This window comes from Streptococcus gordonii (assembly GCF_001553855.1).
Lineage (GTDB): Bacteria > Bacillota > Bacilli > Lactobacillales > Streptococcaceae > Streptococcus > Streptococcus gordonii.
In genome coordinates, this window is the sequence record NZ_LQWV01000001.1 from 226,194 (window position 1) to 247,804 (window position 21,611).

Genomic DNA, 21,611 nt, shown 5'->3' on the forward strand with positions numbered 1-21,611 from the left:
CTCGTCAGGCTTGATTATTTGCAAATAACATGAGGAATATGGCAATTCCATTTCGAAGCATATGGGCCATAATAGACATTTCTAACCTTTCTGTCGTATAGGCTACATAGGCAAAGACTGCTCCCATTCCTCCATAAACGATAAAACTACCAATATTAGTCGGACCATGGAAAAGGCCAAAAAGTATCGCACCTATCACAAATCCCACCAGTTGATGCTTAGGAAAAAGTTTCTTGGGAATAAAGCCACGAAAAATGACTTCCTCTAGAACTGGAGCTCCAATCACTGTTGCGATAATCATGACAATCTGTGGGATCTCACGCATCGCCTCTTGAATTCTCTCTTGATTACGCGGTATGAGCGAGCCCCCTTCCAATCTCATGACAATAAACCCTAAAGCACCGATGAGAATCGATAGGAAATAAGATAAGGCCAAAAGTCCCACTGAAGACCAACTAAAAAAGCTGAAATCAAATGTGAGGATTCCTTCTCTTTTAGCAAGAAAGAGCGTTAAAAGAATAATCAGTAGGTACAGAATGATTATTCCACCTACACTAATTGGTGATTGTTTGTCTTCTATATACCTCATTGCAATGAAAGGAACTTGTGTCAAGACCACTATCACTAACACAATTAAACAATATTTTATTTTTTTTAAATAGAATTCCATTTCTTCCCCAATCTAGCAAAAAAGGGGGGCTAATGCCTTAACCCCCTATTATTTTTTAAAACGTTCTACATCACGCGCAATGACTAGTTCTTCGTCCGTAGGAATAACTAACACTCTGACCTTTGCTTCTGGTGTTGAGATATCCCCATATTGCCCATAGACATTCTTTTCTGGATCAATATCACAACCAAACCAAGAAATACCTTCAATAACCAATTTGCGGATGGTTACTGAATTTTCCCCGATTCCAGCTGTAAAGACAATCGCATCCGCACCATTTAAGACGGCTAGATATTGGCCAATATACTTTTGAATGCGATCTACAAAGATATCGTTAGCTAATTGAGCCTTGGCATCACCTGCCCGCATCGCTTCATGAATATCACGCATATCGCTTGATTTCTCGGAAACCCCAAGTAAACCAGATTCACGATTCAAAATTCGGCTGATATCTTCGGGACTTTTAAAATCATCTGTATGTTGCATCAGATAAGGAATAATTGCAGGATCAATGTCACCAGTCCGAGTTCCCATCATGACACCACCCAGAGGTGTAAAGCCCATAGAAGTATCAACAGACACACCTTTATCAACAGCCGTAATAGAAGCACCATTACCAATATGACAAGTGATAAGTTTCAACTCCTCAATCGGTTTGCCCAAAAGTTTAGCTGCTTCATGCGCCACATACTCATGACTGGTACCATGAGCTCCGTACTTGCGGACCTTGTTTTCTGTATAATATTTCGTTGGCAATGGATAGCGATAAGCTTTTTCTGGCATAGTGGTATGGAAAGAAGTATCAAACACTACCACACTTGTAATGTCAGGCAAAAGTTCCTTAAAAGCACGAATCCCTGCAGCATTTGCTGGATTGTGAAGAGGTGCCAAGAGAGAGAGTTCTTCAACTTTTTGAATGACCTCTTCATCAACTAGAGCAGAATCTTTGAAATACTCACCGCCCGCAACGACACGGTGACCTACTCCTGTAATCTCATCAAAAGACGCAATGATATTAAAACGCATCAAATCGTCTAACAAAATCTTTACAGCTTGAGTGTGGTCAGTAATATCAAGCACCTGTTTCTCAGTACGACCATCAAATTTTACCGTTGAAATGGAATCTTTCAGTCCAATCCGCTCAATCAAACCTTTAGCTAATACTTTTTCTTCTGGCATCAAGTAGAGTTGCCATTTTAAACTAGAACTTCCTGCATTTATTGCGATTGTTTTAGACATAATTTACCTCTTTTAAGCGTTTTCAGTTCTCATTATACCAGAATTTTGATCAGTTTTCACTAACTTTGCGCCATTTTTGAAAACTTTCGCGAAAGCGAGTAATTTCATCATGATTTTGTAGATCTGTCAATGCATAGGCAAAAGGTTCTGCTTTTATATTTTTTTGTTTTTGCAAAACAAAAACCGTCTTAGCCTGAGAGGCTGATGCAAAGAGTTTTTCTGGCAAAGCAATCATCGCAACCAAGCTGGCATTGTCTTTGAGCCAAGATTTAAGCAAGTCGCTCTGCGGGCTGGTCAAGAGGTGATTAGGAGCTAAGAAGATAGCATAACCATCAACCTTCAAATACTTTAAAGCTTGCTCCATCAATAGATGATGAGCATAGGTGTGCTCCGTCTGACTGGCTACCTGGTAGCGACTGGCAATCTGATCATCCGGATAGTAACCGACAGGCAGATCACTAATAATCAAGTCGCTCTCTTTTAGAACTTGAGGGCGCACAGCATCTCCCTGGGCAAAATGGGCTTTTGATCCCATCACTTCTGCAATACTGGCAGATAGGTCAATCAGTAAATCATCAATCTCTAATCCTAGATAATCAATCTCTTTCCGACTATTATTCAGGATTGTCTCTGCAAGATTTCCGGTTCCGCTCCCCATCTCAAGAAGAGTAATATCTGATGCTACCATCAGCTGGTCAATGATGAAAATCAGCAGAAAACCAATGGCATCTGGTGTAAACTGATGATTGGCTTGTAAAGGCTCTGTCTGAGAAGCCTTCATCAGAATGAACTGATAGGCTCTGCGCCATTCTTCTCTGCTTAACTTTAAGCTCTTCAAGGTCTGATGATTTTTTTTAACGATTTCTAAGTCCGTTTGTCCATCCAAATAGATACCGTTTTGCTCGATTAAGGCATCATAAAAATTAGTTGAAAGCTTGTTTTGAATGACTTGGACATTTTCTAAAAGGAGCGTATAGGCTTCTTCGATTTTTTCAAAATTCATAGTTTCCTCCGCTCCTTATCTTATCAAAATTTAATCTTTTTTGCCATTATCGTCTTTGGCTTCCTCTTTTTCACGGGCAGGCTCTGCTTCTTTCTTTTCTTCTTTTTCCAGTTCAGACTTTTTATCTTTATCCTGATCCTTATCTAACCTGACTGATGGCTCCCTGATAGCAAAGGTAAAATCGTAAGTCCGATCAGAGATCACTACATTGACAACCAACTGGTCCTTTTCTTTCTGGTATTGACTTTGGCCTTTATTAAAAGAAAATTGTCCACTATCAGCTAGCTTCTGGTCTTTTGTCAGCAAGGCTATAGCGTAAGCTTCCTGTCTTTCTTGCTGGGCTAAAAGATTACGCTGATGGGCCGTCTGACGATTGAGATAAAACTGCAACAGCAGACTAAAAACGGCAGCCATAAGCAGGGCATAAAGCATGACCCCAGCCCTAATGTTCTTCTTCAACACGATAGATGTACTCTCTTTCTAGGCCATCTCTAAACTGCAGAAGCAAATGAACTATCTGACCTTCTTTATGTATTTGAGCAGCTTCTAGTCCATAAATCATGGGCTGATAACCACGGCCATTCCCATCTGTTTTTCTAAAATCATCGCTTTTAGACTTACCAAATGCAATCGACTTGTCATCTTGTTTGACATAAAGCCTATTTTGCTCGACTTTTTCAAAATGGCTCCGAGATAATTCTGCATCTAACTGGTCCGCAAACAAGAGCCATTCCTTAGCCTTAGTTTGCTCTTGATACTGAATCTCACTAGCTAGAAGCTTGGTCATTGCCTGGAAAACCAAGAGGCCACCACTGATGACCAAGAGGGCCACTAAGGCTTCCAGCAGGGTAAAGGCTGCTAGTTTACCTTTTTTCAACATCAATCAATTCCTCCCCCTGATGGAACACTCGAATCTGATTCTTTGTTCTCTGAATCCGAATTTCAATGCCATTTAAAGAAAGATGGTCCTGCCCTGTTTGGAGGGCCATTTGGGCCACCCTCAGGACCTCTTCTTTTTCTAAAATGACAGCTGCTTCTTTGCGTGATTGCGTGATTTGACCTAGTAGCAAACTTGCAATTACAGCAAAAACTCCCAAAGCTAGTAAGGCTTCCAGTAAGATGGTCCCTTTAATTTGTCGTTTTCTTAAATTTACCATTTCCAATATAGAGTTGATAGGTCACCAGTCCTTCCTTGGTTTGAAACTGAACTTTACTGAGTGAAGAATTACCACCAGCCTTATCAAAATAGATCTGTGTAGATTCAGGTGCTTGGATTCCTTTGGGAATTGGAAGACGAGCATAACCGTTTGAAATCTCTTGACTGGATATTTCTAGCACCAGCTTTCTCTGAGAAGATACGCTAAGCTTCTGACTTTCCTGATAAAAATGCTCAAATTCTAAAAAGAAGATCTTTGCCTGAATCTGCTCAAAAGTAGCTTGAACTGAACTTGATAGAGCCAGCAAGATAAAACTGCTAATCATCAAGACCAAGAGGCTTTCCAAAACTGTAAAGGCCTTAATTTGCAACTGCCTGAGTCTCACTATTGTTCTTACCATAATAAGCCTTGTAAGAGTCTGCTTGCTTTTGACTAATGTTCCCAGCTGCGACTAGTTTGCTAAGGGTTGCTTGATCTCCTGTATTTTTGAGTTCATAGAGCTCAGCCTGGCTTTCAACTACCTTAACCACCGCAGCATTTCCAGTATCCGAAACAGCCTCTTTTTGCTTGGTTAGATTAGGTACAAACAAGAGCATAAGGACACTGATGATCAGAAGGACGACTAGCATTTCTACCAGAGTAAAAGCTTTCACACGTAAATTTTTTAATTTGTTCATAGATGAACCTCCATATTTTGATAAAGGGGCAATAGCATTGCCGCATACAATAAGACAATCATCAAGGCTACAAAGACAAAGACTAGGGGCTGAATCAGATTCATGGTCCGATTGACCCTACCAAAAAATTCTTCCCAAGTCTTAAGAGCATAGATTTCTAGTTCGCTTCCCAGCTTAGATTTGACTTCCCCGTATTCGATGATTAGAGACAATTCCTTTTTGAAAAAAGGATACGAAGCAATTTTATCTGAAAATTCTTGACCGTTTTGTAAAGCTTGACCTAAATCTTGACCAATTTCCTGAAATAAAACCGAGCGTTGCTCTTGCATAATCTGAAAAATCTGACTGAGCTCCAAGCCTTGCCCAATCATATTGCCCCATTCACGCGCATAATAGGCGGTTAGGTAAATCTTTACAAAGGATCCAACAAAAGGCAGGCGAGCTAAGAAAGAGTATACAGGGATCCGTTTCTGGCCTTTGAAAATCAGATAAATCGCTCCTGTTAATCCAAGTAACATTAAGACAGATAGTAGAAAAATAGTCGGCAAATGACCAATGAGTTGAGTTGCAAAATTTTGACTGCTGAGTTGGGGTAATAGGTAATTTCTCAAGCCCATCATAATCAATACCAAAAAGCCAAGAAGCATCATGGGATAGGTCGCTACTTCAATTAACTTCTTTTTTACCTTCGCAAGATTATCCAGATATTCCTCTATTTTTAGCAAGGCAAGCGATAAATTCCCATGTAGCTCAGCCAATGACAGCTGGGTTACTACCGCGTCAGAAAAACCAAGTCCAGTCATAATCTCTGAAAATGCTTGTCCATTAGCTAAGCCACGACGCATTTGCTGAACATAGTTCTGCTCCAAAAGAGCACTTCGTCCTAAAAAATCCACAGTCTCAGCCAAATGAAAACCACTAGAGAATAAATTATTAAACAGTTCAATGACCTGTTTTTGCTTGCTAGTTCCTAATTTTTTCTGCCTCTGCTTGCTCAGGATGGATATGTCCTGCTGCAAGAAGCTGATCAATCTGCTGATTCCAGACGGTCGGCTCGTGTTCTTGGTAGTTGTTGCTGGCAAAGTCTATCACACCTCCTCCCCCAATCAAGCGCTGATAGCAAATACCCTGTAAAACAATTTTTAGCTCCTCTTCGCTGACACCCAGCTCCAACAAACGCTCGTAAACACCAGGAATGCTTTTAGCATGAATCGTTGAAAAAACTGTAGCTCCCGTCAAGCTAGCTCGAACCACAGCTCTAGCAGTTTCACTATCCCGAATTTCTCCAATGATGAGCAAGTCCGGACGGTGACGCAGAGAAAGCTTAATCAGACTTTCGTAAGTCAGACCAATCGTTTCATTCAGCTGTAGCTGAAGCATATCCTCTTGCTTGATTTCAACAGGATCCTCAATGGACATAACCTGCTGACCCTTAAATTTTAGCTGAGCTAATTGATGCATGAGAGTGGTCTTGCCACTCCCTACTGGTCCCGAAAAAAGATACAGTCCTCGATCCTTAAACTTCTCTCTAAACTCAGGAAAATGAGTAAACCAAAACTTCAATTCTGTCTCTTCATCGTGCAAAAGTCGAATAACCAAACTTTCATATCCACGATAATCACCTACAGTTGACAGACGAATTGATGTTTCCTTATCATCATAACGATAATCACAGGATCCCAGCTGACTGCGACGTTTTTCTCCTACATTCATCCCAGCTAAAAATTTAAAATGACTAATCACAGCGGCTAATTGGTCAAAATCATAAGTCTGTATGAAGCGTCGTTCATCACCAATCCGCATATAAAGTTCATAGCAATCATCCTTGGGTACAAAATAAATATCCTGAGCACACTCTTCCTTAGCCTGCCGGACAATCGCCTGGGCAATTTTTTGAACCATAAGACCTCCCTCAAATAAATTTTGTTGAAAAGTTTTTTCAAACCTTTCTTCAACTATTTATTCGTAAACACAACAAAAAAACCGATTAAATTTATCGGTTTTCTTCTTTATTTTATTTGATTCGGCATGATCGATGCTTCTCAAGCCCGTTTTGTTTAGCATAACCCGGACGGTATTTGCTTTTTGGAATAACCTTTTCATCTTCCAACAATATAATTGACCTATATTGCTGAACGTAGTCGTCACATTCTTCACACCATCTCTGATCTTTTTCATTCCAAAAGACAGTCATCAAATCACTGCGACTCTTATATTCTTTAAATTCTGTTTCTAATTTTAGCCATTGAATTTTATAGAATTTCAAAGCATCATAGTACTTTTCAAACCGTTGTTCTTGAATAATATCATTTTCCCAACCGTCTAAAAACCACCAGGGTTCAAAGTCCCCATACATTTCTACTACTCGGTACATATTTTCTTCCTTTGTACCGTATATTATATACAAAATCCTTTGATAATGAAACTAATTTGCTCATGGTTAGTTCTATATTTTAGACAAAATCAATGGGGATGCTTTATTTTATACTCTATAATCAAGCAATTCAGCTAAAATGGAGAATTTTCTCTCATCTTGCAAATACCAAAGCCTGAGATTTTTAGGGCTCAACCAAGCTTATCTCCGATAAAAAAGAAACCCGTTTTTAAAACGAGTTTCTTTCATCTTATTCTGTGACTAGTGTTTCAGTAGACTCTACGTCTTCTGGAGTCACCACAACTTCATCAATGATTTCAACTTCATTGATAGCTTGTGGTTCCAAGTTGCGGTAGCGAGCCATACCTGTACCAGCAGGGATAATCTTACCGATGATAACATTTTCCTTAAGTCCAAGCAGATGGTCTTTCTTACCACGGATAGCCGCATCAGTCAAGACACGAGTTGTTTCCTGGAAGGAAGCTGCAGACAGGAAGCTGTTTGTCTCAAGGGAAGCTTTGGTGATCCCCATGAGGACTGGACGAGCTGTCGCAGGTACACCACCTGAGATAACTACATCACGGTTAGCATCTGTAAAGTCTGTAATATCCATAAGAGTTCCCATAAGGAGATCTGTATCACCTGGATCCATGACACGTACTTTACGGATCATTTGACGAACCATTACTTCGATGTGCTTGTCACCGATTTCTACCCCTTGGCTACGGTAAACTTTCTGTACCTCAGCAAGCAGGTAAGTTTCAACGGACAAGACATCACGAACAGCCAGCAAGTGCTTAGGTTGGATAGAACCTTCTGTCAAAGCAGCACCGCGAGACACTTGGTCGCCTACTTCAACTTTCATACGAGCTGTAAATGGTACCACATACTCGCCTTCACCAGTTTGACCTTTAACAAAGACCTTCTTGGTACGAGTAGATGCATCTTCTTCGATGGCTGTAACCTCACCCTTGACTTCAGTGATAACCGCTTCCCCTTTCGGATTACGGGCTTCAAAGATTTCTTGGACACGAGGAAGACCTTGCGTGATATCTGAGCTTGAAGCAACACCACCCGTGTGGAAGGTACGCATGGTCAACTGAGTACCAGGTTCCCCGATAGATTGAGCAGCGATTGTTCCGACTGCTTCACCCACTTCAACCGCATCACCAGTTGCCAAGTTAATACCATAACAGTGGCGGCAGACACCGTGACGAGTGTTACATGTTAGAACGCTGCGGATTGTGACTTCCGTCACTCCAGCATTAACCACTTGACGTGCCATATCCTCAGTTACAAGAACATCAGCAGGAACTAGGACTTCTCCTGTCTCAGGATGTTTAATAGATTTCTTAGTATAACGACCAACCAAACGCTCTTCAAGAGGTTCGATCATTTCCTTACCATCTGTGATAGAAGTAATAAGGAGTCCACGATCTGTTCCACAGTCGTCTTCACGGATGATAACGTCTTGAGCAACGTCAACCAAACGACGTGTCAGGTAACCAGAGTCGGCTGTCTTAAGGGCCGTATCCGTCATACCTTTACGAGCTCCGTGAGTTGAGAAGAACATTTCGAGTACTGACAAATCTTCACGGAAGTTAGACAAGATTGGCAATTCCATGATACGTCCGTTTGGCGCAGCCATCAAACCACGCATACCGGCAAGCTGTGAGAAGTTTGAGATGTTACCACGCGCTCCAGAGTCCATCATCATAACGATAGGGTTCTTCGGATCTTGGTTGGCAACCAAACGTTTTTCAAGTTTTTCACGGGCTGCACGCCATTCAGCAGTGACAGCATTGTAGCGTTCGTCGTCTGTGATCATACCACGGCGGAATTGTTTAGTGATTTGTTCTACACGTTTGTGAGATTCTTCGATAATCTCAGCCTTGTCTTCGACAACCGGAATATCAGCGATACCCACTGTCAAACCAGCCAAAGTAGAATGGTGGTAACCCAAGTTCTTCAAACGGTCAAGCAGGGCAGATGTTTCTGTTGTACGGAAGCGTTTGAAGATTTCAGCGATAATATTCCCAAGATTTTTCTTCTTAAATGGTACATTCAATTCAAGAGCTTGAATGGCTTCCTTGATATCTTTTCCTGATTCTAAGAAGTACTTATCCGGAACACCTTCAGTCAAGTTAGCATTGGTTGGCTCTTGCAGATAAGGCAATTCCTCCGGCATAATCGCATTAAAGAGAATTTTACCAACTGTGGTCATCAAAATTTTATGTTTTTGCGACTCAGTCCATGGTTTCGCCAGGCTATCGGTTGTGATACCTACACGAGTATGCAAGTGCACATAACCATTACGAAGAGCCATGACAGCTTCATCCATATCTTTGAAGACCATACCTTCGCCTTCGCGACCTGCTTCTTCCATAGTCAGGTAGTAGTTACCTAGGACCATATCCTGAGATGGCGTTACAACTGGTTTACCATCTTTAGGGTTCAAGATATGCTCAGCAGCTAGCATGAGGATACGAGCTTCTGCTTGCGCTTCTTCTGAAAGCGGTACGTGGATAGCCATTTGGTCACCGTCAAAGTCGGCATTGTAGGCTTCACAGACCAATGGATGCAGACGCAAAGCTTTACCGTCAATTAGAACTGGCTCGAAGGCCTGGATTCCCAAACGGTGAAGGGTCGGTGCGCGGTTCAAGAGCACTGGGTGTTCCTTGATTACTTCTTCCAGGATATCCCAGATACGCTCATCTCCACGTTCCACCAAGCGTTTTGCAGCTTTTACGTTTTGCACGATATCACGCGCAACGATTTCACGCATCACAAATGGTTTAAAGAGCTCAATCGCCATTTCACGTGGCACACCACATTGGTACATCTTTAGAGTTGGTCCAACGGCGATAACAGAACGTCCTGAGAAGTCAACCCGTTTACCGAGCAAGTTTTGACGGAAGCGTCCTTGCTTCCCTTTAAGCATGTGGCTTAATGATTTAAGCGGACGGCTACCTGGTCCTGTGATCGGACGACCACGACGACCATTATCAATCAAAGCATCTACCGCTTCTTGAAGCATCCGCTTCTCATTTTGAACGATGATACCAGGTGCATTCAACTCAAGCAAGCGCGCCAAACGATTGTTCCGGTTAATAACACGACGGTAAAGATCATTAAGGTCAGAAGCCGCAAAACGACCACCATCCAGTTGAACCATCGGACGCAAATCTGGCGGAATAACCGGCAGAATATTGAGAACCATCCATTCTGGTTTATTACCAGACTTATAGAAGGCATCTAAGACATCCAAACGACGGACAGCCTTAACACGTTTTTGTCCAGTCGCGGTTTTTAATTCTTCTTTGAGAACAGTAATTTCAGCTTCCAAGTCTACTTGTTTCAAGAGATCTTGAATAGCTTCCGCTCCCATCTTAGCTACAAATGAGCCTGCACCATACTCGCGCAAACGTTCACGGTACTCACGTTCAGTCATAATTGACTTGTGCTCTAGCGGTGTATCCTTAGGATCAATGACCACATAAGCCGCAAAATAAATGACTTCTTCCAAAGCACGAGGACTCATATCCAAAGTGAGTCCCATGCGGCTTGGAATTCCTTTAAAGTACCAAATATGTGAAACAGGTGCCTTCAATTCGATGTGCCCCATACGTTCACGACGAACTTTAGCGCGGGTTACTTCAACACCACAGCGGTCACAAATAATTCCCTTGTAACGAATCCGTTTGTACTTACCACAAGCACATTCCCAATCCTTGGTTGGGCCAAAAATAACTTCGTCAAAGAGGCCTTCGCGTTCTGGTTTAAGTGTGCGGTAATTGATTGTTTCAGGTTTCTTCACTTCCCCATAAGACCATGAACGGACCTTATTGGGAGAAGCTAGGGTGATTTGCATACTTTTAAAACGATTTACATCAACCACTATTTCTTACCTTTCTTCATTTTCTAGTCAGTGTGAATTCTTATTCTTTTCCTTCAGCTTCAAAGGCTGCTTTCGCTTCTTGAGCTGCTTTTTCGCGCGCTTTTTCAAGATCGTCAACGTGAATCACGTCATCGTCTTCTCCTTCGTCTAGGTCGCGCAGTTCTACTTCATTATCATCTTCGTCGAGAACGCGCATGTCCAGACCAAGAGATTGCAATTCTTTAACAAGGACACGGAAGGATTCTGGCACACCTGGTTTTGGAATTGGTTTCCCTTTAGTGATAGCTTCATAAGCTTTCAGACGTCCATTAACATCATCTGACTTGTAAGTCAGGATTTCTTGCAGAACGTTAGAAGCACCATAAGCTTCCAAGGCCCAAACTTCCATCTCACCAAAACGTTGTCCACCAAACTGAGCTTTACCTCCGAGTGGTTGTTGGGTAACCATTGAGTAAGGTCCTACTGAGCGGGCGTGGAGTTTGTCATCTACCATGTGGTGGAGCTTGATCATGTACATGACACCGACAGATACACGGTTGTCAAATGGCTCACCTGTACGACCATCATAAAGAACGGTCTTAGCATCACTATCCATACCAGCTTCACGAACAGTATCCCAAAGATCATCTGAGCTAGCTCCGTCAAAGACTGGAGTTGCAATGTGAATACCCAAATTACGTGCCGCCATACCAAGGTGGAGCTCCATAACCTGACCAATGTTCATACGAGATGGTACCCCGAGTGGGTTCAACATGATATCTACTGGTGTTCCATCTGGCAAGTAAGGCATGTCTTCCACAGGAACGATACGGGATACAACCCCTTTGTTTCCGTGACGACCAGCCATCTTATCTCCGACCTTGATCTTACGTTTTTGAGCGATGTAGACACGAACCAGCATATTAACACCAGATTGTAGCTCATCACCATTTGCACGGGTAAAGATTTTCACATCACGAACGACACCATCAGCCCCGTGAGGTACACGGAGAGACGTATCACGAACTTCGCGAGATTTGTCTCCGAAGATAGCGTGCAAGAGGCGCTCTTCAGCAGAAAGATCTTTTTCACCCTTCGGAGTTACTTTTCCGACTAGGATGTCTCCTTCTTTAACTTCCGCTCCGATACGGATAATACCCATTTCGTCCAAATTGCGTAGGGCATCTTCCCCTACGTTTGGAATTTCACGGGTAATTTCTTCAGGCCCAAGCTTTGTATCACGTGTTTCTGATTCATATTCTTCCAAGTGAACTGAGGTGTAGACATCGTCTTTCACCAGACGCTCGCTCATGATAACCGCATCCTCGAAGTTGTAACCTTCCCATGTCATGTAGGCAACGATTGGGTTTTGTCCCAAGGCCATTTCTCCATTTTCCATAGAAGGTCCGTCGGCGATAAAGTCACCTTTTTCTACGACATCGCCAACTTTAACAAGAGTACGTTGGTTATATGCAGTTCCTGAGTTAGAACGACGGAATTTTTGAATATGATAAACATCAAGTGATCCATCTTCACGACGGACTTCAACTTTATCTGCATCTGCATAAGTAACTTTACCATCATGCTGGGCAATGACTGCAGCTCCAGAGTCATGAGCCGCTTGGTATTCCATACCAGTACCAACATAAGGCGCTTTTGGATCAATCAATGGTACAGCCTGACGCTGCATGTTGGCACCCATGAGAGCACGGTTAGAGTCGTCATTTCCCAAGAATGGAATACATGCTGTCGCCACAGCAACTACCTGCTTAGGTGATACATCCATGTAATCTACTTGATCTGAAGGGAATTCTTGGTTGTTACCTTGGTGGCGTCCCATAACGATAGGCTCTGCAAAACCACCTTCTTCATTAAGCTTAGAGTTTGCCTGAGCTACGATAAACTCATCTTCTTCATCAGCTGTCAACCAAACGATTTCGTTGGTTACGATACCAGCTTCACGATCTACCTTGCGGTATGGCGTTTGGATAAATCCATATTTGTTAAGGTGTCCATAAGAAGACAAGTTATTGATCAAACCGATGTTTGGTCCTTCAGGCGTTTCGATTGGACACATACGGCCATAGTGAGTATAGTGCACGTCCCGCACTTCATAGCCAGCACGGTCACGTGTCAAACCACCAGGTCCTAAGGCAGATAGACGACGTTTGTGAGAAAGCTCAGACAGCGGATTGTGTTGGTCCATGAACTGAGACAACTGTGAAGAACCAAAGAATTCTTTAATGGCTGCAGTTACTGGACGAATATTAATGATTTGTTGCGGTGTAAGGACTTCATTATCTTGAACAGACATCCGTTCACGAACGTTACGCTCCATCCGAGAAAGTCCCAGACGAACTTGGTTAGCCAAAAGCTCACCAACCGCACGAATACGACGGTTCCCCAAGTGGTCAATATCATCTACACGACCGATACCTTCAGCCAAGTTAAGGAAATAACTCATCTCAGCCAAGATGTCAGCCGGTGTTACAGTCCGAACCTTATCAGACGGATTCGCGTTACCAATAATGGTCACAACACGATCTGGATCAGTCGGTGCCACTACCTTGAACTTCTGCAATTCTACAGGAGCTGTCAAAACAGCTGAATCATTTGGAATATAAGTGATTTTATTCAAACCATTGTCCAACTGCTCTGCAATACTGTCAATCACACTGCGAGTCATAAGAGTTCCTGCTTCAACAAGGATTTCACCTGTTTCAGCATCCACAAGAGGCTCAGCAATTGTTTGGTTTAGTAAACGAGTCTTGATGTTGAGCTTCTTATTAATCTTGTAGCGTCCAACAGCTGCCAAATCATAGCGATGTGGATCAAAGAAGCGAGCGACAAGAAGTGAACGAGAACTTTCAGCTGTCTTAGGTTCACCTGGACGGAGACGCTCATAGATTTCTTTCAGTGCTTCATCCGTGCGGGAATCCATAGGATTTTTGTGAATATCTTTTTCGATAGTATTGCGCACTAAGTCGCTATCACCAAAAATGTCAAAGATTTCATCATCGCCTGAGAAACCAAGCGCACGCACTAGAGTGGTAAATGGAATCTTCCGTGTCCGGTCAATACGAGTGTAGGCAATGTCTTTTGAATCTGTTTCCAGCTCCAACCATGCTCCACGGTTAGGAATAACAGTTGATCCATAGCCGATTTTTCCGTTTTTATCGACTTTATCATTGAAGTAAACACCTGGAGAACGTACCAACTGAGATACGATAATCCGCTCACCACCATTGATGATGAAAGTTCCCATTTCAGTCATAATAGGGAAATCGCCAAAGAAGACTTCCTGTGTCTTGATTTCACCAGTTTCCTTGTTAATCAGACGGAAAGTCACAAAAATTGGCGCTGAGTAGCTGGCATCATGAATGCGTGCTTCTTCCAGCGTATATTTTGGTTCTCTAATTTCATAACCAACAAATTCCAGCTCCATAGTGTCGGTAAAGTTTGAAATTGGAAGTACATCTTCAAAAACTTCCTTCAAACCATGATCCAAGAAGTCTTTAAAAGAATCTGTTTGAATCTCAATTAAGTTAGGTAAATCAAGAACTTCCTTAATTCTTGAAAAACTACGACGGGTACGATGTTTCCCGTATTGAACGTCATGTCCTGCCAAGTTTTTACTCCTTTATAGTAAGATACGCAGCCCATCAACAAAGCTTAAAGAAATTCCAGATTTTGAATTGATAAAGAAATGAATCTTTTCTAACCAGGAACTTCTTACCGGCTCTTTTAGGGCGAGTTCAATTAAATCTTTTCAGAGGCAATTCCTCTATTCTGTTTTGTCAAACTGCAAAACAGCTACAATCAGTCCCTTTTGTTTAATTTTCAGAAAAATTAAATTATGATGACATAATTCATTTTTCCTAAAAATAGGCACAAAAAGAGCAGCTAAATCTGACTTATGAAAGTTTGATTTAACTGCTGTAAGCTCTTTTGGACAATATTTCAAAAAAGCAGACGACAAATTATTAATAATATTGTACCTTATTTTGCCTGAAAATGCAAGATTATCGGCGTTATGAAAGCCTTTTTATTTTAATTTGTCTGACTTTGACTAGAATTTTTATCTGTAGAGGAATCTTCTTGTTTTTTACTCGAACTGCTTGTTTCTTTTTCCTCTTTTTCGTTTCTTGTCTCGCTCTCTTTTTCTTTCTCTTCTTTGCCCCGACGGTCAGAAGTTTGGTTTCCAGCAAGTGCCGCCCAAGCCTGCTGTAAATCGCTATCTGTGCCACCGATAGCAAAACGATAAGATAAAGCTGGTGCTCCATTCTTAGCCCAGTAGCTAGTAACTGTTTGACCGCCCAATGAAATATCACGACCATTAATTGTCGTACGACCAGGTTTTGTACCAGTAGCTTTTAAAACTTCCGAACTGATAACACTAGAATCTAGGTTAAATCGATCGCTAATACCAAAGACGTTTGGATCGGCTTGATAGATGGCGTTTACAAGATTGGCCATGTAGCTTGCATTGTTATTATAACCCGTCAAAGCTCCCATCGAGGTATTGTCGTCGTGTCCTATCCAGCCTCCCAAAGTTACCTTTGGAGTTGAAAGCATCAGCCACATATCACCATTGACATTGGTAGTTCCTGTTTTCCCAATCCAGTCAGCACTCAACAAACCACCATTTACTTGCGCTAGTCGTGATTTAAAAGTCGTTGTAGACCCAGATTCCAAGACTCCTCGCATCAAGCTTTGCATAATAGTCGCTGTCGCTGGTGTATAGACCTGGACTGGACTAGCCTTATGTTCATAAATAACTTTACCTGTCCTGTCACTGATTTTTTCAATCATATAACGCTTCTGATAAGTCCCATTATTAGCTAGCGCCTGGAAACCATTGGTATGCTGGGCAACAGAGACTTCAATCCCTCCTCCCAATGGCAGACTCTCAATTGTATAGTCAGGAATCGAATAGCCCATTTTATCCATGTAGCCTTTGACATTGACTCCTTTCTCACGTAGGAGCTTATAGGTCCAGTAGGCAGGAATATTCCAAGAAGTATTCAAGGCTTCTTGCAAATCCATCATACCCGTCCCTCGACTGTCCGCATGCATGATAGGGTCTCCGCTTGAGAAGGTTGTCGGATAATTAGATAGGACACTTGCACTTCCCATCAGCCCCTGGTCAATTGCAATTCCGTAGGCTAAAATCGGCTTGATGGTCGAACCAGGTGAACGCTCCGTATCAAAAGCGTGATTATTTTGATTCTCGGCATAATTCCTTCCACCGATAAACCCTAGGACAGCACCGGTCTGGTTATTTAAAAGAACATTCCCAACTTGAACCTGCCCAGTTCCATCATCTAAGATTCCACCGTATGCAGCAACAGCATTTTGCATGGCGTTATGAACTGCCTTGTTAATGGTGGTTTTAACGGTATAGCCACCTTCACTTAGTTCTTTGGCTGCTAATTCCTTATAGGCCTTAACAGTAGCTGTATTTTTCAGATCTTGTTGAGAAACATTATCTCTCTTGATGAGATACTGATACATGGCATCTTCAGCTTCAGACTTGGCTTGATAATATAGATAGCCACGTGATGCCGTTTCAACATTTCCAGCAGGTAAAAAATCTTTGGTCAAATCATAATCTTTATAAAGATTGTACTCATCTTGGCTTAAAGCACCTGTCCGGTACATGTTATAAAGAACGTCCTTAGCCCTCTCCAAACCATAGGCCATGTCCTTTGAATCTTTCAAAGTCCCCTTCGCCGTGTAGGGAGAGTATACAATTGGGCTTTGAGGCAATCCCGCAATAAAAGCTGCTTGAGGCACTGTTAATTTACTTGCGCTAACACCAAAAATTCCCTTAGCAGCCTCTTCAACACCAGCTATATTTTGGCCTTTATTATTTCTACCAAAAGGTGATACATTGAGATAGGTTGTCAGTATTTCATCCTTACTCATATAGCGCTCTAATGCTAAGGAATCGATGATTTCCGTTGCTTTACGATTAAAAGTAGGAGCATCTCCAACAACTTGCTGTTTGATAACCTGCTGGGTAATAGTAGAACCACCACTAGCAGAACCAATTCCAACTACCGACCCCAGAGTGGCCCGTAAAACAGCCTTAGGAACGACTCCCTTATGGCTCATGAAATTCTCATCTTCTGTTGCAATTACAGCCTTCTTTACATTTTCAGAAATCGCAGAGCTGTCCACAGTAACCCTTAGCAGGTCACTATCTATTGTCGAAATCAAGCTACCATCAGCATACGTTAATTCTGAAATTGCTGATATATCTTGAACTTTCTGAATCAAAGTATCTTTTTCGGGTACTGCTACATTATTAAATAAATTTAAGGCATAGCCTGTCGCGATCCCCGCACCAAATAAAAATCCCAGAAACAAAAGGACGAACAGGGTATTCGAAAGAAGCTTAATTGTTCGCAAGACAGTAGCCCCAATATCCATAGGAGACCAAGGCTCTCCATCAGTTTGTAGCTTAGACCCCAGCCACTTCCAAATTTTCCCAAAGAAAAGGCGAGATTTTTCAGCCACTTTTTTCCATAGGATCTGAATTTTTTTAATAAATGGTTTTAAAATTTCAAGAAACTTTTTTACTTTTTGTTCCAACATATTATATCCTCGTATTGCCTATTATATCAAAATCTTCGTCCATATGACAAGAACAGCGCGATTTACAAGAGCTTGGGGAGATTTTTTACTAGTTTTTTTGCAATTTTATTACACTCTTTTCCTGGTTTGTGATACAATGGGAGAATGAATTTAAAACTTTGAAAAGGAGAGACAGACATGCACATTTTTGATGAGCTCAAAGAACGTGGGTTGATTTTTCAAACTACTGATGAAGAAGCCCTGCGCCAAGAACTAGAAGAAGGTCAAGTCTCTTATTATACTGGATATGACCCAACAGCAGACAGCCTGCACCTTGGTCACCTTGTAGCCATCTTAACAAGCCGTCGCCTACAGTTGGCTGGACACAAACCTTACGCCTTAGTTGGAGGAGCAACTGGTCTTATTGGCGACCCATCTTTTAAGGATGCTGAACGTAGTTTACAAACCAAAGAAACCGTAGAAGGCTGGGTTAAAAGCATCCAAGGGCAGCTTGCAGGCTTGCTTGACTTTGAAAACGGTCAGAACAAAGCTGAAATGGTTAATAACTACGACTGGTTTTCAGACATCAGTTTTATCGATTTCCTACGTGACGTTGGAAAATACTTCACAGTCAACTACATGATGAGTAAAGAATCTGTTAAAAAACGGATTGAAACAGGGATTTCATATACTGAATTTGCCTACCAAATCATGCAAGGATACGACTTTTTCATCTTAAATCAAAAACACAATGTTACTCTGCAAATTGGTGGTTCTGATCAATGGGGAAATATGACTGCTGGAACAGAACTCTTGCGTCGTAAAGCTGACAAGACTGGACACGTCATTACTGTTCCTCTTATCACCGATGCTAGCGGTAAGAAATTTGGTAAATCAGAAGGAAATGCTGTTTGGCTGAACGCTGACAAGACAAGCCCATATGAAATGTACCAATTCTGGATGAATGTCATGGACGATGATGCCGTTCGTTTCCTTAAAATTTTCACCTTCCTAAGCTTAGATGAGATTGAGGGGATCCGCAAGCAGTTTGAGGCAGCACCACATGAACGTTTGGCTCAGAAAATCTTAGCACGTGAAGTGGTCACTCTAGTTCATGACGAAAAAGCTTACCAAGAAGCCTTAAATATTACAGAACAGCTATTTGCAGGAAATATTAAGAACCTTTCTGTTAAAGAGCTGAAACAAGGACTCCGTGGTGTTCCAAATTATCAAGTCCAAACAGAAGACAACCTCAACATTGTTGATTTACTTGTTACAGCTGGAGTTGTTAATTCCAAACGTCAGGCGCGTGAAGACGTCCAAAACGGAGCTATCTACGTCAATGGAGACCGCATCCAAGACCTTGACTATACTCTGAGTGATGCAGACAAATTAGAAAATGAATTGACCGTCATCCGCCGTGGTAAGAAAAAATACTTTGTCTTGACTTATTAAACCTAAAGGAAACTCGAAAGACAGACGGGTTTCCTTTTCCATATCTTCTTCAACAAGATCTTCTATTTTCACAGAAAGAAACGACTCATGAAACCAAAAATCGCTCGATTTGCTAGAGCCTCAACTTTTGCTTGTCCTCTTTGTAAGGAAGAACTCAAATTTCAAGACCATAGCCTAGTCTGCACAAACAGACATTCTTTTGACATTGCAAAATACGGCTACGTAAACTTGGCTCCCCAGATAAGACAATCAAAAGATTATGATAAAGACAACTTTATTCAGCGCCAAATCATCTTAGAGGCCGGCTTTTACCAACATATTTTACAGGAAATTGAAGTTTTTTTGCAACAATCACCCGATACTCAAACTATTTTAGATGTTGGTTGTGGCCAAGGATACTATAGTTTGGAATTGCAAAAAGTATTCCCAGACAAAGATTTTTATGCTTTTGATATTTCCAAAGACTCCATCCAACTAGCCAGCAAAACTGATACTAGCCTTTCTATCAATTGGTTTGTGGGAGATTTGGCAAAACTTCCTATCAAGAATCATAGTATTGATCTTATTTTAGATATTTTTTCTCCTGCAAACTACCAGGAATTCCAACGTGTATTGACTAAACAAGGACTCCTGATCAAGGTTATTCCTACCAGTCAACATGTTCAGGAAATCCGCAAAAAGGTTGCCGGGCAGCTGCAAAAGCAAGATTATTCCAACCAAGATATACTAGACCATTTTGAGACCTCATTTGAAATTCTTGAACAGAAAGAGGTTACTGTCACTTATCCAATCAATGAAATCCAAAAAGAAGCTCTCATCGGCATGACTCCTCTGCTCTTTCATATTAAGCAGGAAGAAATTGATTGGTCCGATCTCACAGAAATCACCATTTCTGCTACCATTCTGATTGGAAAAATCAAAAAAGACAAGCTTTAAAAGCTTGTCTTTTTAATATCTTCTCTTATTTAATACGATAGTAAAAACTACCTTGTTCACCAAAGGACTGAATACCCACCCCAGTCCAAAGGCGGTCACGACTAGTATCAGAGCTATCTTTAAAGTTTTCTGTATCAGCAAGCTTGACACCACTTGGAATAAATTCTAACAAGAAACCTCCTGTTTGGCCACCGTATACACCGCCAGCTGCTGTTCCATAGTCTGTTAAGGAAGCACCACCAAATTCATATTCAGCTGAAACTAGACCGTTTTCATCAAATACAAGTTGTTCCCCTTTATCATTTTGCCATGTGCCTTGAATGCTTGCAAAATTTCCATCAGCCAATTCACTAATGTTCATTTTTTTCTCCGCTTCCTGACTAGGGCTTGTAGAACTTTCTGAAGTCTTACTGGATTCAGAGCTGGCCGAAGTTGCTGAACTCTTCGAAGATGCCATTTGACTTGAAGAAGCTGAGCTCTCTTTTGTTTCTCCTTTTCCAGAACATCCTGACAAGACTAGTCCTCCTCCTAAAGCTATTAAAATAGTTGTTAACAATATTCTTTTTTTCATATTTTTCCTCATGTGTCAGGCTTAAAAAATAAGCCCTTTTCTATTTTCTAGTATAGGACTTATTGTATCTTTTTTCTATTAATTTAGCAACCGCCCTTATTGATCAACTCGATAGTAAGCTGCACTTGCGATATTTTCAGGCATTCCTTGACCGGCAAAAATTCTATCACGATTTGTATCAGAAGTATCTCCTTCTGGTACAATGGCATTTCCCTTCATCACAAACCAGATTGAATAACCTGTTAATCCCGTTTGAACATTTACGATCAAATTGCCTGCAGCATCATAGTTGAAAGAAGAAATGCTAGTTTCATCAGCCACTATGCCCTTCTCATCAAAGGTAATTGTCTGACCTTCAGCATTCTTCCATGTCCCTTTTACGCTTGTAAAATTCCCATGAGTCATCGCATTAAAATCAAATACAGTTGAACGAGCCTTTATTTGCTCCTTACCTTCTGCTTGGTCACTCGGTTTTCCAGTCTCATTTGAAGGTTTCTCTGAGGTCGAATTAGTCGTTACGCTACTAGAATCCTCACTTGATTCCTTCTTGGTTGAGCTTTGGCTAGACTGACTTGTGCTAATTCTGGACTGTGAAGTTGTTGAGGAAGGTTTATTTTCAGAAATGGTAAAAAATTTAAAATAAATAAACACGACTGCTATAACGATAAACAATGCTGTGATTAAGCCAATAAGTAGCTTCTTACTCATATAATTTCCTCCCCTTAACCGGTTCTTTATTTCATTGTAATAGAATTGTAATATTAAGTCAAGATGTTTTACAAAATATTACAATGAAAGACCAAACAGGTTCAAAAGGAAGTAAGATCTTATCTAAAATTAAGCATTAATCAACTGATAATACCTTATAAATCGTTTTAGCTAAAGCCGCTTCATAGTCAGATACACTATAAAGTTTATCCGTTGTCACTTGAGCTGTCTGTTTCTCTAAGTCCACAACCACATCTGACACTCCCTCCATAGATAGGAAATGCTGGGTGACGTGTTTGACACAGTTTTGACAAGATAAGTTTTCTAATTGGACTGTTTGTTTCATAGATTTATTCCTCCGTATA

At 41.3% G+C, this 21,611-nt stretch carries 19 protein-coding genes; 2 read left to right on the forward strand and 17 right to left on the reverse strand.

The window, feature by feature from the left end:
- Positions 1-4: 4 nt before the first annotated feature.
- From AWH02_RS01055 to pbp1b, 14 genes are all read right to left on the reverse strand, one after another.
- Positions 5-631 carry a CPBP family intramembrane glutamic endopeptidase gene (locus AWH02_RS01055; protein WP_236708890.1) on the reverse strand — a complete coding sequence of 209 codons (627 nt, stop codon included), beginning with the start codon at positions 629-631 and terminating at the stop codon, positions 5-7.
- An 87-nt stretch (positions 632-718) separates the two neighbouring features.
- Positions 719-1,909: an acetate kinase gene (locus tag AWH02_RS01060; RefSeq protein WP_060553800.1), complete on the reverse strand. Its 1,191-nt coding sequence runs from the start codon at positions 1,907-1,909 to the stop codon at positions 719-721.
- Positions 1,910-1,958: 49 nt separating this feature from the next.
- Complete coding sequence (locus AWH02_RS01065; RefSeq protein WP_060553799.1) at positions 1,959-2,912, reverse strand: class I SAM-dependent methyltransferase; 954 nt, start codon at positions 2,910-2,912, stop codon at positions 1,959-1,961.
- A 30-nt stretch (positions 2,913-2,942) separates the two neighbouring features.
- A complete protein-coding gene (gene comGG, locus AWH02_RS01070; RefSeq protein ID WP_060553924.1) occupies positions 2,943-3,371 on the reverse strand; it encodes a competence type IV pilus minor pilin ComGG in 429 nt (142 codons plus the stop codon).
- Entirely contained in the window at positions 3,355-3,792 is a 438-nt protein-coding gene (comGF, locus tag AWH02_RS01075; RefSeq protein WP_060553798.1) for a competence type IV pilus minor pilin ComGF, read from the reverse strand. The genes comGG and comGF overlap by 17 nt, the downstream gene beginning before the upstream one ends.
- Positions 3,776-4,069 (reverse strand): competence type IV pilus minor pilin ComGE, encoded by a 294-nt coding sequence (gene comGE, locus AWH02_RS01080; protein WP_060553797.1) that lies wholly within the window; start codon positions 4,067-4,069, stop codon positions 3,776-3,778. Before comGE ends, comGF begins: the two co-directional genes overlap by 17 nt.
- Positions 4,041-4,469 (reverse strand): competence type IV pilus minor pilin ComGD, encoded by a 429-nt coding sequence (gene comGD, locus AWH02_RS01085; protein ID WP_060553796.1) that lies wholly within the window; start codon positions 4,467-4,469, stop codon positions 4,041-4,043. The genes comGE and comGD overlap by 29 nt, the downstream gene beginning before the upstream one ends.
- Positions 4,429-4,746, reverse strand: a complete 318-nt coding sequence (gene comGC, locus AWH02_RS01090; RefSeq protein WP_045634162.1) for a competence type IV pilus major pilin ComGC — start codon at positions 4,744-4,746, stop codon at positions 4,429-4,431. The genes comGD and comGC overlap by 41 nt, the downstream gene beginning before the upstream one ends.
- Positions 4,743-5,777, reverse strand: a complete 1,035-nt coding sequence (comGB, locus tag AWH02_RS01095; RefSeq protein WP_060553795.1) for a competence type IV pilus assembly protein ComGB — start codon at positions 5,775-5,777, stop codon at positions 4,743-4,745. The genes comGC and comGB overlap by 4 nt, the downstream gene beginning before the upstream one ends.
- A complete protein-coding gene (comGA, locus tag AWH02_RS01100) occupies positions 5,710-6,648 on the reverse strand; it encodes a competence type IV pilus ATPase ComGA (RefSeq protein ID WP_046164736.1) in 939 nt (312 codons plus the stop codon). The genes comGB and comGA overlap by 68 nt, the downstream gene beginning before the upstream one ends.
- A gap of 112 nt (positions 6,649-6,760) precedes the next feature.
- Positions 6,761-7,120, reverse strand: a complete 360-nt coding sequence (locus AWH02_RS01105; RefSeq protein WP_008810065.1) for a DUF1033 family protein — start codon at positions 7,118-7,120, stop codon at positions 6,761-6,763.
- A 250-nt stretch (positions 7,121-7,370) separates the two neighbouring features.
- The gene (rpoC, locus tag AWH02_RS01110) at positions 7,371-11,018 is read right to left on the reverse strand and encodes a DNA-directed RNA polymerase subunit beta' (protein WP_060553794.1); all 3,648 of its coding nucleotides are present in this window, start codon (positions 11,016-11,018) and stop codon (positions 7,371-7,373) included.
- A gap of 40 nt (positions 11,019-11,058) precedes the next feature.
- Positions 11,059-14,625 (reverse strand): DNA-directed RNA polymerase subunit beta, encoded by a 3,567-nt coding sequence (rpoB, locus tag AWH02_RS01115; protein WP_060553793.1) that lies wholly within the window; start codon positions 14,623-14,625, stop codon positions 11,059-11,061.
- 422 nt (positions 14,626-15,047) lie between these two features.
- The gene (pbp1b, locus tag AWH02_RS01120) at positions 15,048-17,597 is read right to left on the reverse strand and encodes a penicillin-binding protein PBP1B (protein WP_081041937.1); all 2,550 of its coding nucleotides are present in this window, start codon (positions 17,595-17,597) and stop codon (positions 15,048-15,050) included.
- A gap of 177 nt (positions 17,598-17,774) precedes the next feature.
- On the opposite strand from pbp1b, the gene tyrS reads away from it, so the two are divergent.
- Together tyrS and AWH02_RS01130 are read left to right on the forward strand one after the other, a co-directional pair.
- Positions 17,775-19,031: a tyrosine--tRNA ligase gene (tyrS, locus tag AWH02_RS01125; RefSeq protein ID WP_060553792.1), complete on the forward strand. Its 1,257-nt coding sequence runs from the start codon at positions 17,775-17,777 to the stop codon at positions 19,029-19,031.
- Positions 19,032-19,118: 87 nt separating this feature from the next.
- Positions 19,119-19,967, forward strand: coding sequence for a putative RNA methyltransferase (locus AWH02_RS01130; protein ID WP_060553791.1), 849 nt, complete (start codon positions 19,119-19,121; stop codon positions 19,965-19,967).
- A gap of 25 nt (positions 19,968-19,992) precedes the next feature.
- Here the strand turns inward: AWH02_RS01130 and AWH02_RS01135 are convergent, their stop codons facing one another.
- The 3 genes from AWH02_RS01135 to AWH02_RS01145 all read right to left on the reverse strand — a co-directional run bounded on the left by AWH02_RS01135 (position 19,993) and on the right by AWH02_RS01145 (position 21,592).
- Entirely contained in the window at positions 19,993-20,538 is a 546-nt protein-coding gene (locus tag AWH02_RS01135; RefSeq protein ID WP_081041936.1) for a DUF6287 domain-containing protein, read from the reverse strand.
- Between the two features lie 96 nt (positions 20,539-20,634).
- Positions 20,635-21,246: a DUF6287 domain-containing protein gene (locus AWH02_RS01140; RefSeq protein WP_060553789.1), complete on the reverse strand. Its 612-nt coding sequence runs from the start codon at positions 21,244-21,246 to the stop codon at positions 20,635-20,637.
- A 136-nt stretch (positions 21,247-21,382) separates the two neighbouring features.
- Positions 21,383-21,592: a heavy-metal-associated domain-containing protein gene (locus AWH02_RS01145; RefSeq protein WP_060553788.1), complete on the reverse strand. Its 210-nt coding sequence runs from the start codon at positions 21,590-21,592 to the stop codon at positions 21,383-21,385.
- Between the last annotated feature and the right edge of the window lie 19 nt (positions 21,593-21,611).

Excerpts from the sequence above, each read along its gene's own strand:
- AWH02_RS01060 (WP_060553800.1), bottom strand. The coding sequence starts at position 1,909 with ATGTCTAAAACAATCGCAATAAATGCAGGAAGTTCTAGTTTAAAATGG.
- AWH02_RS01065 (WP_060553799.1), bottom strand. The coding sequence starts at position 2,912 with ATGAATTTTGAAAAAATCGAAGAAGCCTATACGCTCCTTTTAGAAAAT.
- comGF (WP_060553798.1), bottom strand. The coding sequence starts at position 3,792 with ATGTTGAAAAAAGGTAAACTAGCAGCCTTTACCCTGCTGGAAGCCTTA.
- comGE (WP_060553797.1), bottom strand. The coding sequence starts at position 4,069 with ATGGTAAATTTAAGAAAACGACAAATTAAAGGGACCATCTTACTGGAA.
- comGD (WP_060553796.1), bottom strand. The coding sequence starts at position 4,469 with ATGGTAAGAACAATAGTGAGACTCAGGCAGTTGCAAATTAAGGCCTTT.
- comGC (WP_045634162.1), bottom strand. The coding sequence starts at position 4,746 with ATGAACAAATTAAAAAATTTACGTGTGAAAGCTTTTACTCTGGTAGAA.
- comGA (WP_046164736.1), bottom strand. The coding sequence starts at position 6,648 with ATGGTTCAAAAAATTGCCCAGGCGATTGTCCGGCAGGCTAAGGAAGAG.
- AWH02_RS01105 (WP_008810065.1), bottom strand. The coding sequence starts at position 7,120 with ATGTACCGAGTAGTAGAAATGTATGGGGACTTTGAACCCTGGTGGTTT.
- pbp1b (WP_081041937.1), bottom strand. The coding sequence starts at position 17,597 with ATGTTGGAACAAAAAGTAAAAAAGTTTCTTGAAATTTTAAAACCATTT.
- tyrS (WP_060553792.1), top strand. The coding sequence starts at position 17,775 with ATGCACATTTTTGATGAGCTCAAAGAACGTGGGTTGATTTTTCAAACT.
- AWH02_RS01130 (WP_060553791.1), top strand. The coding sequence starts at position 19,119 with ATGAAACCAAAAATCGCTCGATTTGCTAGAGCCTCAACTTTTGCTTGT.
- AWH02_RS01135 (WP_081041936.1), bottom strand. The coding sequence starts at position 20,538 with ATGAAAAAAAGAATATTGTTAACAACTATTTTAATAGCTTTAGGAGGA.
- AWH02_RS01140 (WP_060553789.1), bottom strand. The coding sequence starts at position 21,246 with ATGAGTAAGAAGCTACTTATTGGCTTAATCACAGCATTGTTTATCGTT.
- AWH02_RS01145 (WP_060553788.1), bottom strand. The coding sequence starts at position 21,592 with ATGAAACAAACAGTCCAATTAGAAAACTTATCTTGTCAAAACTGTGTC.